General features: G+C 64.3%; 13 protein-coding genes. 12 read left to right on the top strand and 1 reads right to left on the bottom strand.

Going from position 1 to position 14,278, the window contains the following annotated elements; genetic code table 11:
* Window positions 1-55: 55 nt before the first annotated feature.
* From X803_RS18295 to X803_RS0106800, 7 genes are all read left to right on the top strand, one after another.
* A complete protein-coding gene (locus tag X803_RS18295; RefSeq protein WP_035778168.1) occupies window positions 56-754 on the top strand; it encodes an HAD family hydrolase in 699 nt (232 codons plus the stop codon).
* Complete coding sequence (locus X803_RS20985) at window positions 751-1,527, top strand: maleylpyruvate isomerase family mycothiol-dependent enzyme (protein ID WP_051470540.1); 777 nt, start codon at window positions 751-753, stop codon at window positions 1,525-1,527. Before X803_RS18295 ends, X803_RS20985 begins: the two co-directional genes overlap by 4 nt.
* Window positions 1,528-1,604: 77 nt before the next feature.
* On the top strand, window positions 1,605-2,741 hold the full coding sequence (locus tag X803_RS0106780) for an alcohol dehydrogenase catalytic domain-containing protein (RefSeq protein WP_026544560.1): 1,137 nt from the start codon (window positions 1,605-1,607) through the stop codon (window positions 2,739-2,741).
* Window positions 2,742-2,786: 45 nt separating this feature from the next.
* Complete coding sequence (locus tag X803_RS18305; protein ID WP_051470541.1) at window positions 2,787-3,506, top strand: endonuclease/exonuclease/phosphatase family protein; 720 nt, start codon at window positions 2,787-2,789, stop codon at window positions 3,504-3,506.
* 128 nt (window positions 3,507-3,634) lie between these two features.
* Window positions 3,635-4,714 carry a hypothetical protein gene (locus X803_RS0106790; RefSeq protein ID WP_026544561.1) on the top strand — a complete coding sequence of 360 codons (1,080 nt, stop codon included), beginning with the start codon at window positions 3,635-3,637 and terminating at the stop codon, window positions 4,712-4,714.
* A gap of 107 nt (window positions 4,715-4,821) precedes the next feature.
* Complete coding sequence (locus X803_RS0106795; RefSeq protein ID WP_026544562.1) at window positions 4,822-8,370, top strand: bifunctional RecB family nuclease/DEAD/DEAH box helicase; 3,549 nt, start codon at window positions 4,822-4,824, stop codon at window positions 8,368-8,370.
* Between the two features lie 2 nt (window positions 8,371-8,372).
* Window positions 8,373-10,061 (top strand): nuclease-related domain-containing DEAD/DEAH box helicase, encoded by a 1,689-nt coding sequence (locus X803_RS0106800; protein WP_035778169.1) that lies wholly within the window; start codon window positions 8,373-8,375, stop codon window positions 10,059-10,061.
* A 2-nt stretch (window positions 10,062-10,063) separates the two neighbouring features.
* Here the strand turns inward: X803_RS0106800 and X803_RS0106805 are convergent, their stop codons facing one another.
* A complete protein-coding gene (locus X803_RS0106805) occupies window positions 10,064-10,714 on the bottom strand; it encodes an SDR family oxidoreductase (RefSeq protein ID WP_026544564.1) in 651 nt (216 codons plus the stop codon).
* A gap of 326 nt (window positions 10,715-11,040) precedes the next feature.
* On the opposite strand from X803_RS0106805, the gene X803_RS0106810 reads away from it, so the two are divergent.
* From X803_RS0106810 to X803_RS18315, 5 genes are all read left to right on the top strand, one after another.
* Window positions 11,041-12,045, top strand: coding sequence for a matrixin family metalloprotease (locus X803_RS0106810; RefSeq protein WP_253907404.1), 1,005 nt, complete (start codon window positions 11,041-11,043; stop codon window positions 12,043-12,045).
* Window positions 12,046-12,204: 159 nt separating this feature from the next.
* Window positions 12,205-12,468, top strand: a complete 264-nt coding sequence (locus tag X803_RS18310; RefSeq protein ID WP_035778170.1) for a hypothetical protein — start codon at window positions 12,205-12,207, stop codon at window positions 12,466-12,468.
* Window positions 12,469-12,489: 21 nt separating this feature from the next.
* The gene (locus X803_RS0106820) at window positions 12,490-13,155 is read left to right on the top strand and encodes a class I SAM-dependent methyltransferase (protein ID WP_035778171.1); all 666 of its coding nucleotides are present in this window, start codon (window positions 12,490-12,492) and stop codon (window positions 13,153-13,155) included.
* Between the two features lie 64 nt (window positions 13,156-13,219).
* Entirely contained in the window at window positions 13,220-13,756 is a 537-nt protein-coding gene (locus X803_RS0106825) for a GNAT family N-acetyltransferase (protein ID WP_026544567.1), read from the top strand.
* Window positions 13,757-13,918: 162 nt separating this feature from the next.
* Window positions 13,919-14,278, top strand: a 360-nt coding sequence (locus X803_RS18315; protein WP_035778213.1) for an ATP-binding cassette domain-containing protein, incomplete at its 3' end; no start/stop codon positions are given.

Here is a 14,278-nt window from a genome sequence, read left to right on the forward strand (position 1 = left end):
ATACCCCCGTGATGCAGCACATCCTATTCCACAACGGACTCACCGAGGCGGCACCATGACAGAAAAGTACGACGGCGGGGCGCGCGGCGTCCTTTTCGACGTTGACGGCACACTCGTGGACACCAATTACCTGCACACCCTGGCGTGGTGGCAGGCCTTCCGCCGCTACGGCCACGACGTCCCCATGGCGTCCATCCACCGCACCATCGGCATGGGTGGCAGCACCCTGATCGAGCACCTCCTCGGCGAGGACCGGGACAAGGACCAGGACGAGTCGCTTGAGGACACCCACGGCGCACTCTTCTCCGCCCAATGGCCCGCGCTCCGCCCGTTCGACGGCGCCCGCGACCTGCTCCGGCACTGCGCCGACGCCGGTCTCGCCGTCGTGCTCGCCACCTCCGCGTCCGAAGAAGAGCTCACCGTCCTGCGAAAAGTAATCGACGCCGATGACGCCATCTCCGGCGCCACCAATGCCACCGACACGGGCATCAGCAAACCCGCCCCGGACATCCTCGAAGCGGCCCTGGACGTTGCCGAACTCAAGGCCGAGGAAGCCGTGTTTGTCGGTGACGCCGTCTGGGACGTCGTCACCGCGAACAAGCTCGGCATACCCACCATCGCGGTCACCACGGGCGGCACCAGCGAAGCTGAACTGCGCGACGCCGGCGCCAGGTACGTGTTCGGGAACGTCCGGGAACTGTTGGACGCCGTCATCGCCGGTGAGGTAAAGGAACTGGCGAAAGGAGCCCGATGAAACCCGACTACCCTTACGCGCTCCCCTATGACCGCTACCGCGAGCTAATGGCCCAGGACTTCGCGCGGCTGCTGAAGCTGACCAAGACCGCGGATCCGGGCACCCGCGTTCCGGCCTGCCCGGAGTGGGACATCGAGCAGCTGGCACGGCACACCGCACTGGTCTACCTGCAGAAGGCCGAGACCATCCGTACCGGCGTCAAACCACAGGGACACTGGATTCCGGAGGACATCCAGCAGCTCGGTCCGGCCCGGATGCTGGAAACCTGCTACCAGCGGTTGACCAGTGAGTTCGATTCCCACCAACCCTCAGACCCGGCAGAGTCCTGGGTTGCAGAGGACCAGACGGTCGGGTTCTGGATCCGCCGGCTCACCCATGAGACCGCCATCCACCGCTACGACGTCGAAGCGGCCCTCGCTGATCCGCGGCCCATCGACCCGGAACTCGCGGTCGACGGCATCGACGAGATCCTCACCGTCATGTTCGAGCGCGGACAGGCCGCCCGGGGAACGGATGCTGCGCCGGAAGGCACCACGGGAGACCTGGTCCTCGAAAGCGGCGGACACACCTGGTTCGTCCGTCTGCTGCCGACCGACGTCGAAATTTCCCGTGAGGTCTCCCGCGAGGTGAGCGGCACAGCCAGTACCATCATCTCCGGAGAGCCGCACGACCTGCTGCTGTGGTTGTGGGGGCGCGGGCCTCTGCCCGCACCGAACAACAACGACGACGGTGCTGCCGCAGAGCTGCGCCGGCGCCTCGCTGCCAGCACCTGAAACACCCCCTGAAAAGAACCCCGCCTGGACCGCAACCTCAGCAACACCCGCGTGCGGTCCCCTGAACGAAGGCCTACATGAAGATCACCGGAGCAGTCCTCGAGGAAATCGGCCGGCAACGCCCCTACGCGGATTCCCGTCCCATCAGCATCGGTGAAGTGGAGCTGGACGGGCCCGGACCCGGTGAAATCCTCGTCCGGATCGAGGCCGCAGGACTCTGCCACTCGGACCTCTCCGTAGTGGACGGCAACCGCATCCGGCCCGTCCCCATGCTTTTGGGCCACGAGGCGGCCGGCCGCGTGGAGCAGTTGGGGGACGGCGTCGTCGGGCTCTCCATCGGCGACCGGGTGGTCATGGCGTTCCTGCCGCGCTGCGGCGATTGCAGGAACTGCGGGACCGACGGGCTCCTGCCCTGCACCGTGGGTTCGGCCGCCAACAACGAGGGCGTGCTGCTCGACGGCGGTCAGCGCCTCCACCGCCATGGTGAGGACATCCGGCACCACCTCGGCGTCTCCGGGTTCGCCACCCACGCGGTGGTCAACCGGAAGTCCGTGGTGAGGATCGACGACGACGTCCCACCGGAAATCGCCGCCGTCCTGGGCTGCGCTGTCCTCACCGGCGGCGGCGCCGTTCTCAACACCGGCAAGCCGCAGGATGGTGATGCTGTGGTGGTGGTCGGGCTGGGCGGGGTCGGCATGGCTGCGCTGATCACGGCTCTCTCGCTCGGGAAGGGCGACGTAATAGGAGTGGACGCCGTACCCGCCAAGCTGGAAGCAGCGAAGGATCTGGGCGCCACCGCCGTCTACACGCCGCAGGAAGCACTCGAGCAGGGCGTCAAGGCGCCAGTGGTCATCGAGGCCGCCGGGAACGCCCGGGCCTTCGAAACCGCCGTGCAGCTCACCGGCGTCGGCGGAACCACGGTGACGGTCGGGCTGCCGTCACCGGATGCCCGGGCGTCGATCGCACCGCTCGGTCTCACCGCTGAGGCGCGGACCATCGTGGGCAGCTACCTCGGCTCGGCGGTCCCGGAGCGGGACATCCCGCGATATGCGCAGCTGTGGCGGGAAGGGAAGCTGCCCGTCGAGGCGCTGATCTCCTCCCACATTTCGCTCGATGACATCAACGAGGCGATGGACCAGCTCGCCGACGGGAAAGCCATCCGGCAGGTCATCCTCTTCGACTCATCCACCGCTTCCCTGCCCAGGAGTGTCTAAACTGAACGTGCTTCTGCCCTCCATCGCCAAAGGAGTACGGCCCTGATACGCACAATCAGCTACAACCTTCGCGAGCACAAAGCCAGTGGAGAGCTTGAGTCCCTGGTGCAGGACTACAAGGTGGACCTGCTGTGCCTGCAGGAGTGCGATGCGTCTGACCTGCCCGACGTCGTCGGTAACCTCCAGATGGCCACCGTCACCAAGGAAAACCGGCTGGGACTGGCGATGTACTACAGCCGCGAGCGGTTCGACATGGTCCGGGCGGACGCGTTCTCGCTCAAGAAGTCACTTCATGACCGTGTGCTGTCGCCCGCCCACGAGCGGTTGATCGGCGTGAAGTTCCTCGATCTGGAGACCGACCGCACGCTGGTGGCCGGTTCCTTCCATGCCGCTCCCCTGACGGCGTCGAACTCGCTGCGGCGGCATCAGATCGACGCCGCGCACGCCGAACTGCTGAGCATGGGCGACGGTCTCGCAACCCTCATGGTCGGCGACTTCAACTACCCGTTCTTCACGCAGAAGCTCACGGCGCACATGACCGAATCCGGCTACGACCTCTCGCTCAGCGACCGCCGGACCTACACGCGTGGAATGGTGTTCCGCGGGCACTTCGACTTTGCCACCTCGCGTGGGCTGGAAATCGACCGGGTGGAGACCCTGCCGCGCGGTGCATCGGACCACCTCCCGATCCTCGTGCTGGCGGACTACCGGAACGACAACGGGAACGGGGAGGAAACAGTAACCGACTCCGAGTTTGGGACCTGACCGGGTAGTCGAAGGGACCTCTGTCTGGATCTGAACCGCTTGGGCTATCTACTTTCGAAGTGTTCCGAGGCGTACGCTTCTGCTGGTAACCGGAACTCTCGGATGCGGGGACACGGAATGGCTCAGCTATGAAGGACATTCTCATTAGAGACTCGAGCGGCGGTTGGAGGGAGCCGCTGGCGCGCGGTTATGCCAATGAAGCTGAGCTGCAGCAGACCCTCGCTGCCCATCCGCAACTCATCCCGGGTGTGAGTGAGGGAGCCAGGACGTGTCGTGAGTTCCAAACGGAGGTAGGTCCTGCTGACATCTTGGTTCTGGAACCCGACGGCACCCTGACTCTTGTGGAATGCAAGCTCGCGTCCAACCGTCAGGTTCGGCGCGAGATTATTGGGCAGATGTTCGACTACGCTTCCAGGCTTTGGACTATGCAACTGGAGGATTTCGACCGCAGGTGGCGGGAACGAAGATTGGATTCCCCCTTTGACGGGGCTACCGACTCAGGCATTGATCTTCGTGCAGCCGTTGAAGCGAATCTGCAAAACGCGCGATTTCGTTTGGTGCTGGCGGTAGACACGATCAACCGAGATTTGCGACGAATCGTTGAGTTTCTCAACCGTTCCCTCGGATCCGAAATTTCTGTCGTTGCAGTGGAATATGTGCGCGCCGTAGACGGTGAAATTGAAATACTCGTCCCTCGTTCCTATGGCGCCGAGATAGCAGAGGTCAAGCGCAGAGGGGACGATCGTCAGAAGGAAACCTGGGATCTAGAGAAGCACCGTCAATGGATGCAGGAACACGATCCGGATAGCCTCGAGCGATTCAATCAGCTGATCGAGCAGGGAAAAGCGATTGGACTCGATTATTTCGGAACGGCGAGCGCAGAACCGACGGGCGGGCTCCGAATCATTACGGCAGACGAAACCTGGATCGGAACACTTTATTGCTACTACTACACCGGGCAGCGCACTTCATTGGAGCTGAGTTTCGGGAAGGTTCGATCGCATGTCGGGCGGGGGTCCCTCCAGCCTGAACTCGACAGGTTCCTCAGTCAGATTGAATCTGACCCGGCCTTCGCGGAGGCTGCGCGCTTGATGCGTGAGTCGGGGTTCTCTAAGAGACCGAATATCCCGTTCAGTAGGCTATCCTCAGGGTCGGTTCACCTGCTGATAGATGCCGTTCGCCCGCTGATAAGCGCGAGAGCAAGCTGAAGATAGTCGCATGCGTAACGACCCGGATCGTCGCGCACCTAACTCCCCTGCAGGAATGTCATCCCCGCGTGATTCCATGGGTCTAACGCACAACCCCTGGAGGTGCCATGTTCCTGCTCCCGCCCGTGAGCGGCCAGAACACGCCCGATCTTGTTTTCTCCGCTACCGATCTCGTCAACGCGTCGGTCTGTGAATATCGCACGCTGCGCGTTCTCGACGAGAAGCTGGGTCGTGCAGAGAAGCCAGAGTTCGACGTTGATGAAATGCTCGATCGCACGGCCCAACTCGGTGATGTCCATGAGCGGAAGATCCTGGATCGCTTCCTCGCGGAACATGGCGAATGGGATCCTGTGCGCAAGACCGGAGTGTACGACGTCGTTCCCGCCGCCGGTATGGAACGTTCGCTCCTCCTCGCGAAGCACGCAGAATCTGTGGAGGCGCTGCGAAGCGGGGCGGATGTGGTCTTCCAGGCCGCTTTCTTCGACGGGCAGTTTCACGGGCGTTCGGACTTCCTCGTCAAGGTCGACGGCGCGTATGCAGTCTGGGACACCAAGCTCGCCCGCCATGCCAAGGTTGGCGCCTTGCTGCAGCTCGCGGCGTATGGAGACCAACTGCTGAAAGCGGGCATTGAACCTGCACCGTGGGTCACTCTGGTGCTCGGCAACGAACAGCACAGCGACCATCGACTCGCGGACCTGTTGCCTGTGTATCGCGAGCGCCGCGGTCGTTTCCTCGACCTGATTGAAACGCACCGCAGCCAGACAGCCCCCGTGCTGTGGGGCGATGACTCACATACAGCCTGCGGACGGTGTGAGTACTGCCAGCTGATGGTCGCAGAGACCAGGGATCTCTTGATGGTCGGGCGGATGAGCACTACCCGGCGAGCAAAGCTGCACAAGGACGGCATCCATACGATCGATGACCTCGCCGCTATGAACGTCCCGGAAGACAACGAGAGCCTCCTCGCGTTGCGTGATCAGGCCCGTATGCAACTCGGCATCGCGGACATTGACGGGAGCGTTAACTACACCGACAAGGACGGGGACCAGCAGACGCTGAGTTACCGGGTCCTGAAGGACGGCAGTCTCGGCAACCTTCCAGAGCCCGACGAGGGCGACATCTTTTTCGACTTCGAGGGCGACCCACTGTGGCAGGACCCGCAGAGCGGCCGGTGGGGCATCGAATACCTTTTTGGCGTCGTCGAGAACCCCTTGACCCCCGGCGGAGAGCCGCCCTTCGTACCCTTCTGGGCTCACGACCGCGCGCAGGAACGACAGGCGTTTGCGAGTTTCCTCGACTACGTAGCCGAGCGCCGTCGCCGTTATCCCAGTATGCATATCTACCACTACGCTGCCTACGAGAAGACGGCCCTTCGGAACCTCTCGCTGATACACCTCATCGGCGAGGAAGCCGTCGACACGCTCTTGCGGGACGGCGTCCTGGTGGACCTCTATGAGACCGTGCGCACGAGCCTGAGGATTTCGGACCGCTCGTACAGCATCAAGAAACTCGAGCCACTGTACATGGGCAGCAACCTGCGCTCGGGGGAAGTGACCGATGCCGGTGCATCCGTCGTTGCCTATGCCCAGTACTGCGAGGCACGTGACAGTGGGGACGCCGAGAAGGCAGCGGAGATCCTTGCCGGCATCAGTGACTACAACCGGTATGACTGTCTCTCCACCCTCGAGTTGCGGAATTGGTTGTTGGGTTTGGCCGCCGAGCGCGGCATCGCGTTGGCACAGCGCCCGGAGCCGAAAGCGGATAAATCCGAACCCCCCTCACCCGAGGAGCAGGTGCTTCGTGACTACGTATCCTCCCTGCCGACAACTCGCGCCCTTACGGACGACGAACAGGCGATCGCCATGGTGGGCGCTGCCGTGGGTTACCACCGTCGCGAGGACAAGCAGTTCTGGTGGGAGCACTTTGATCGGCTGGGGTCCCCTGTCGACGACTGGTCCAGTACACGGGATGTGTTCATCGTGCGCCATGCCGCTGTCGTGCAGGACTGGGCGAAGCCGAGTGCCCGCAGTAATCCGGTCCGCGTTGTGGACCTGTGCGGCATTTCATCGGAAGGTTCGGAGTTCAAGCCGGGCGGCAAACCGTGGTTTCGGATGTACTGCGAGCCGCTTCCCGAAGGTGTCGATCCGTTGGACGGGAAGGTCGACGGCAGAGGGGGCTGGTTCGGAACTGAAATCGTCGATACCTATGCTGACAGGGATGGAGAACACCTCGTTATCCAGGAGAGACTCAAGCGCGGTGGAGAGCCCTACTCGCAGACTCCCATGGCGCTGACCCCCGACCAGCCAATCGCCACGAAGTCCATTCGGGCTGCGCTGTCCGAGTTGGCACGGGATGTCGGATCCGGGTTGCCCGATCTGCCGAAGCATCCCGGCCTCGAAATCCTACGTCGCGCAACTCCGGCGCTTTCCAGGGGAGGCGCCCTTCCCGAGGTCGTCGACCATGAGTACGTCACCGCCATCACCGCGGCCGTCGAAGCACTCGACCGCTCCTACCTCGCAGTTCAGGGTCCGCCCGGAACCGGCAAGACGCACGTCGGGTCCCATGTGATCTGTGCCCTCGTGTCGCGCGGCTGGAAAGTCGGCGTAGTGGCTCAGTCGCACGCCGTCGTCGAACATATGCTCGAAGCCGCCCTGATCGCCGGTGTGCCGGCCGACCGGATTGCGAAGAAAACCGACAACCCGGAGGCGCCCTGGGCATACAAGTCCGACGAGGACGTCGCCGTGCTCCTTGATGGATCGGGCGGTGTCCTGGTCGGCGGCACAGCGTGGACGATGACCGGAAGTAAAGTACCGCCAGAGTCCCTTGACCTTCTGGTGATCGATGAGGCCGGCCAATTCTCGTTGGCCAACACACTGGCTGTTTCGCGGGCAACCAAGCGCCTGCTCCTCCTCGGCGACCCGCAGCAGCTGCCGCAGGTGACTCAGGCAAACCATCCGGAGCCGGTGGACGAGTCCGCGCTCGGCTGGCTCTCGCACGGAAGTGCCACTCTGAACCCCAATCTCGGCTACTTCCTCGCTGACAGCTGGCGGATGCATCCCGAGCTGTGCCGGTCGGTGTCGCGGCTCTCCTATGACAACAAGCTCGAAAGCGCGGTGCTTGCGACCAAGCGGGTACTCGACGGCGTTCCAGCTGGCGTCGAATGCGTACTGGTTGAGCACCGCGGCAACGCGAGTGCTTCGTCTGAAGAAGCCGAGGAAGTAGTCCGCCAGGTGCAGAAACACATTGGATTACGCTGGGACGACGCCGCCAACGGGCCGCGCCCCCTCGGGGACGCCGACGTGCTGGTGGTCGCTGCCTATAACGCGCAGGTCCAGATGATTCGGCGGAAGCTCAAGGACGCCGGACTGAAAGGAACACGCGTCGGCACCGTGGACAAGTTCCAGGGTCAGGAAGCTCCTGTGGTGATCGTATCGATGGCATGCTCTGCGGCGTCGGAAGCGCCGCGAGGCATTCAGTTCCTCCTGAACCGCAACAGGATCAACGTGGCCATCTCCCGCGGTCAGTGGCGGGCCGTCCTTGTTCGTTCCCTCGAACTGACCCACCACATGCCGTCCCGACCCGAGCATCTTGAAGAACTTGGGGCGTTCATCGGGCTCTGCGCTAATTCAGGGAGCTCCGGCTTGGAAGGAGCTTAGCCATGCTCGCGGTGCGGTGCATCCCGGAACAGCCGTTCTTCGATGAGGGGCATTCGGCGGAGCGTGCCGTCTGGCAGGTACTGAAGTCGGCGCTGCCCAATGACGTGGTGCTGGCGCACTCGGTTCAGGTACGTCACGGCAGTGCCGAACACGAGATCGACCTCCTCGTGCTGTGGCCGCACGTCGGCCTGGCCGCCATCGAGGTCAAGGGTGGCCAGCTGAGTATCGACCGGGGTCAGTGGTACCAGTCCGACCGCTCCGGAAAGCGTGTGATCAAGAGCCCGCTGGTCCAGTCCCAGGGCGCCCAACATGCCTTCCGGGAGTGGATCGGTGAACAGCTGGGCACCCCGCTGACCAGCCGCTTCGCCTACACGGCATGCCTCCCCTACACGTCCGTGCCGGCGAACTGGACGCTGAGCGGAGCACCGCGCGCGCTGATCCTTGACCGTGAGGACCTGACAGCTGCGGCAGAAAAAATCCGCCGTGCGATCGAAACGGAAGCCGGCGGCGCCACCCAGCTGGCGCCGTCGTACCTGGAACGGATTGTCCGCAAGCTGGAGGGAACGCTTGACGCTCTGCCCAGCGACACGGCCGACAGCGCCCAGAGCGAGGACCTGCAGGATCAGCTGACCGCACGGCAGGACACGCTGCTGTCAGCCACGAGGGACATACCGCGCATACGGTTCACCGGCGGTGCGGGCAGCGGCAAAACCTGGTTGGCGCTGGCGAAGGCGCAGCGGCTGTGCAAGGAAGGCAAGCGCGTCGGCCTCTTCTGCTACAACAAGGGCCTGGGGATGTACCTCGAGAACCAGGTCGGCGGGTGGCGGCAGATGAAGCCGGCTTTCACCGGCGAATTCCACGAGTACGTGCGGTCCGTGGGAGTGCCGGACGGCGAAGGTCAGACCTACTTCGATGAGGAAATGCCGCGCCTGCTCAAGGAAAAAGCCGCGCGTCTTCCGCCGGACCGCAAGTTCGACGCCGTGGTGGTCGATGAAGCACAGGACTTCGCTCCACTCTGGTGGGAGGCCCTCCTCCAGTGTTTGAAGGACCCGGAGTCCAGCGAGATCTACGCCTTCATGGACGACCGCCAGGATGTCTACCACCGCAGCGGCGGCAGCGCGGACTTCACCCACGGTCCGCTCGCGGACCTCGTTCCCATCCATGTGGACGAGAATCTGCGTAATACCCGCCGGATCGCCCAGACCTTCAAGCCCCTGGCCGGTAGACACTTCACCCCGCGCGGGAACACCGGCATGCCGGTACGGCTGGTGGACTGCAGCACGGACCAGGCTCTGGACCGCGCCTCCGACTGCGTCGACGCGCTGATCGAAGAAGGCTGGGCGGCAAACCAGATCGCGCTCCTCACCACCAATCACCGGCACCCCATCCACCAGCAACACCACCTGGACGGCACCACCAGGCAGTACTGGGACGAATTCCATGCCAAGGAAGCCGAGTTCTACGGTCATGTGCTCGGCTTCAAGGGGCTCGAACGCTCGGTGGTGATCCTGTGCGTTGACGGCTTCAAGGAGCTGGAGCGGGCAGCGGAACAGCTCTATGTGGGGATGTCGCGGGCACGCAGTCTGCTGGTCATCGTGGGCAGTCCGGACCTCATCGCCCAGGGCGGCGGGAGGGAACTGGCCCAGGCGCTGCGGGGGTGCGCCGTCTGGGACCCGACCCCCGCAGAATAGCCTCAGACCACCTCGACGGCCTCCGCGATCGGCGTCTCGCCGCTGTTGAACTGGATGAACTTCCCCACCGTCCCCGGGTTGCTCAGCACTGCAGCCGCCACCTGTGCCACGTCCTCACGGGCCACCGAATCCTGCTGCGGCTCCGGCGATACCTCGATTGCACCGATGCCCGGATCCGTGGTGAGTGCGCCCGGGCCGAGGATGGTCCACGCCAGATCAGTGCCGCGCAGATACTCGTCCGCCGCGGCCTTCGCCTCGGCGTAGTGGAAGAACCCGGTCTCCGGTGACACACCGTGGTCCTTCCGGGCACCGATGTAGGAGACCATCACGTAGCGGTCCACGCCCGCCTCCTTCGCGGCGTCCATGGACCGGATTGCCGCATCCCGGTCGATCGCGTACGTGTCCTCCGGACTGCTTCCCGCCGCACCGGCCGACCACACCACCGCGTCATGCCCGCGCACGACGTCGGCCAACTCGCCAACCGACAGCTTCGTTACGTCCGCGACAACCGGCTGCGCACCCGCGCTCTCGACGTCCGCCGCATGGTCGGGATTGCGGATGATCGAACTCACCTGGTGTCCGGCGCCGGACAGCATCCGGGACAGGTGCAGCGCCACTTTTCCGTGGCCTCCGATAATGGCAACTCGCGACATGACCGCTCCTTCTCATGGGGTTCTCGTTCACTGGGTGTGCTGCCCGCAACTTCTTTGGGTGTGCTGCCCGCAACGCTACGAAGACGACGACGGCAGTGGCTACCCATTCAGCGTCCGGCGAATACCGCTCCGGGCGGACTTCCTGAAATTTTTCGGCAGGTTTGGCACAAATCGGCGGCTCCCGGGCACGTATGAGCGATGCTGTTCCGGGAACATCTGCGCGAGAGGACTAGCTGGACACCATGGGGGTACTGGATCGCGAGTGGTTCCATCGGGATGACAATCCGTCCGGAGGTGCTCAGCCGCCGGCGGGCCAGCCGCCCGGTATGAGGCAATCCGGCTCGGGACGCGTCCCGCAGTGGGCACTGGAGGAAGCACTCAACGAACAACTGCGCGCCTACCGGACCGAAACCGGCGGCCGATGGCCTGGAGACAAACGGACAGGCGACAACCGGGCAGGCAGCAACCGGGCGGGCGGTCTCCGGGGAGGCGGCAATCCGGCGGGAGGAGGGCGCCGTCGTCGTCGTGAGCGGTCATCGGTGCGAAAACTGCGTGTCCGCACCGCTGCACTGGTTGCGTTCGTCGTCGCGCTGTATCTCACGCCGACCGTCTTTGAACGGGACATCTTCCCCGACGTTCTCCCGCTCCTCCCCTGGTCCAACGTTCCCCCGCGCGGAGTGGAAGCATCCACGGTCCCGCTGGGCACTCCGCCGCCGTCAACCGGTTCAGCCCAATACGCGCTGTTCGACTACCCCAACCTGCAGCAGGAATTCGTGGCGTATGACCCGTGCCGTCCGGTTCACTACGTTGTGCGGCCGGACAACGCACCCGCGGGGACGGAGGGCATCGTGCAGGAGGCTGTCGCCGAGGTGTCTGCGGCAACCGGGCTCACCTTCGTTTTCGACGGGCCCACCAGCGAACCACCGAGCCCCGGGGAACGGGACTCCTACCAGCCAGACCGCTACGGCAAACGCTGGGCACCGGTCCTGATCACCTGGACCAGCCCGTCCGAAATTCCCGAGCTGGCCGGCGACACCGCAGGCCTCGGCGGCAGCGAGATCGCGCAGCGGCCCGACAAACCCCTTGTCCTGGTGGCCGGGCAGGTCATGCTGGATGCACCGGCCATGGTCCAGATCCTCGAATTCGAGGGCGGGCGAGACCATGTCAGGGCCATCGTGATCCACGAGCTCGCCCACGTGCTGGGGCTGGACCACGTGCAGGACCCAACACAGCTGATGTATGAGGAGAACACCGGACAGACCCACCTCGCCGAGGGAGACCTGGCAGGCCTCGCAAAGCTCGGCGCGGGACCCTGTGTGCCGGAGCTCTAAGAGGGTTCCGCGACCGCCGAAGCGACACCGGCCAGAGTGCTGTCCAGCACAAAACCCCACGGCCGGGTCTGGCCATTCGCACAGCGACTGGACAGACCCGGCGTCCTAGAATTTCAGTAGTTCCACCCCGCCCGAACCGACAACGGAGTCAGATCAGCGATGAAGAAGCACCACCCGCACCATCACGTGCAGGGCACCGGCACGCACAAGACCCGCGAGGCCCGAACCGGCGAACACTGCCCCGTGGACGGCTGGTGGGCACCCGCCGGCAGGGAAGCCGACCAGCGCTACATTGCCCAGGGCAGCGTCCTGCCTGCCCACGACGGCGACACCGTCACCTGGATCTTCGTCGCCAGACGGTCCGACTCACGCCAGCCGAAATATGCCCTGCCCGCAGCCGGCGCTTTCATTGACAACTTCTAGCGTTCAGGGCTGTATGGACTGATGACCGGTCCTGATGCCGAGCGGGGACCTGCAGACCTGCAGCATCCCCGCTTTGCCCGCGCGTATGCGCGTGCCGTGGAGGGAATGAACATCAGGGGCGCCACCGAACACCGCCGTGCACTGCTTCACGGGCTGAACGGCAGGGTGGTCGAGATCGGAGCCGGTGACGGATCGAATTTCAGCCACTACCCGGCTACTGTCACCGAGGTCCTGGCAGTCGAGCCCGATGACCACCTCAGGTCCCTCGCCCGGAGCCGGGCTTCCTCCGCGCCGGTTCCGGTTCGGGTGCTCGCCGGAACGGCCGAGGAGATTCCAGCCGCTGACGAGAGCGCCGATGCTGTGGTCGCAAGCCTGGTGCTGTGCAGCGTTTCAGACCAGTCCGTGGCACTGGCCGAGGCCCGCAGGGTCCTGCGCCCGGGCGGCGTTCTGGCCTTCTACGAGCACGTCCGCTCCGACCGCACGGTGCTTGCCGCCCTCGAGGATCTGCTGACACCCCTGTGGCACCGGGTGGCCGGGGGCTGCCACCCGAACCGGGACACGCTGGAATCAATCGTGGCGGCCGGCTTCGAAGTCCGCGATACCAAGCGTTTCGGTTTCTCGGTCCAGCCGCTGGTGCCGCCGGTTGCGCATATCCTCGGCCACGCAGTGTCGCCCGCCTCCAGCTGAACGGCACCGCTTATTACGCACCAGCCGGTGCCCGAAGAAGCGAATCGGCGCTAACCTGACTTCCGTGACCGTTGTTATTGACCATGCCACCGCGAACGACGCCGGCCCCCTCGCCTCCCTGGCGGCCGTCACCTTCCCGCTCGCCTGCCCGCCGACTTCCCATCCGGACGACATTGCGCACTTCGTCGCCACCGAGTTGTCCGAGGAGCGGTTCACCCAGCACATCGCAGATCTGGACAAGATCCTGCTGTGCCTGCGGGAAAACGGGCACCTCCTCGCCTGGAGCATGCTCGCCAAAGGACTCCCGAAGGACGAACAGGTCCGCTCCACGCTGTCCATCTTCCCCACGATCGAGCTCAGCAAGTTCTACGTCCATCCGTCACAGCATGGGCGGGGCTCGTCCTCGCACCTGATGGAGGCGTCCCTGGAGATCGCCGCCCAGGGCACTGAGGCAGAGGGTATCTGGCTGGGCACCAATGACCGGAACGCCCGCGCCGTCCGCTTCTACGAGAAGCACGGATTCACCCGCGTCGGCGCCAAGACCTTCCAGCTGGGACGCAACGTCGAGACGGACTTCGTCATGGAGCGTCCGCTGGGCTGACCGGCCCATATCAGAAGGCTGACGCCGCAGGCTAAGAAAAACCGCAGTCACGTAACGCTTGAGTGTGACGCACATTACTGTGTACTATTCAAACCACATCATGAAGAACAACCCACAATGTGGTTCTGCGGAATGAGCGTTGTGGCTTCCAGGAGATGAGCAATGACGCATCCTGCACAGACCGAGTACGCCGTTGAACTGAACGGCTGCACCAAGGAGTTCGTCACCCCGGGCGGCGGGTCCTACTTCGCCGTGCGGGATATCGACCTCAAGGTGGAGCCCGGCCGGTTCGTCTCAATCGTCGGCCCTACCGGCTCCGGCAAGTCCACCATCCTGAACATGGCAGCGGGACTGCTCAATCCGTCGTCGGGCACTGTCCATAGTTTTGGCCAGCCCGTTGACGGCGTGAACCGGCGGGCCTCCTACATGTTCCAGCAGGACGCGCTGCTGCCCTGGAAGTCGGTCATCGACAACGTCAGCCTGGGCCTCACCATGGCAGGCGTCTCCAAGGCCGAGGCCTAC

This window comes from Arthrobacter sp. 35/47 (genome assembly GCF_000520475.1).
Classification (GTDB): domain Bacteria; phylum Actinomycetota; class Actinomycetes; order Actinomycetales; family Micrococcaceae; genus Arthrobacter_D; species Arthrobacter_D subterraneus.

Excerpts from the sequence above, each read along its gene's own strand:
- X803_RS18295 (WP_035778168.1), top strand. The coding sequence starts at position 56 with ATGACAGAAAAGTACGACGGCGGGGCGCGCGGCGTCCTTTTCGACGTT.
- X803_RS20985 (WP_051470540.1), top strand. The coding sequence starts at position 751 with ATGAAACCCGACTACCCTTACGCGCTCCCCTATGACCGCTACCGCGAG.
- X803_RS0106780 (WP_026544560.1), top strand. The coding sequence starts at position 1,605 with ATGAAGATCACCGGAGCAGTCCTCGAGGAAATCGGCCGGCAACGCCCC.
- X803_RS0106790 (WP_026544561.1), top strand. The coding sequence starts at position 3,635 with ATGAAGGACATTCTCATTAGAGACTCGAGCGGCGGTTGGAGGGAGCCG.
- X803_RS0106795 (WP_026544562.1), top strand. The coding sequence starts at position 4,822 with ATGTTCCTGCTCCCGCCCGTGAGCGGCCAGAACACGCCCGATCTTGTT.
- X803_RS0106800 (WP_035778169.1), top strand. The coding sequence starts at position 8,373 with ATGCTCGCGGTGCGGTGCATCCCGGAACAGCCGTTCTTCGATGAGGGG.
- X803_RS0106805 (WP_026544564.1), bottom strand. The coding sequence starts at position 10,714 with ATGTCGCGAGTTGCCATTATCGGAGGCCACGGAAAAGTGGCGCTGCAC.
- X803_RS0106810 (WP_253907404.1), top strand. The coding sequence starts at position 11,041 with ATGAGGCAATCCGGCTCGGGACGCGTCCCGCAGTGGGCACTGGAGGAA.
- X803_RS18310 (WP_035778170.1), top strand. The coding sequence starts at position 12,205 with ATGAAGAAGCACCACCCGCACCATCACGTGCAGGGCACCGGCACGCAC.
- X803_RS0106820 (WP_035778171.1), top strand. The coding sequence starts at position 12,490 with ATGACCGGTCCTGATGCCGAGCGGGGACCTGCAGACCTGCAGCATCCC.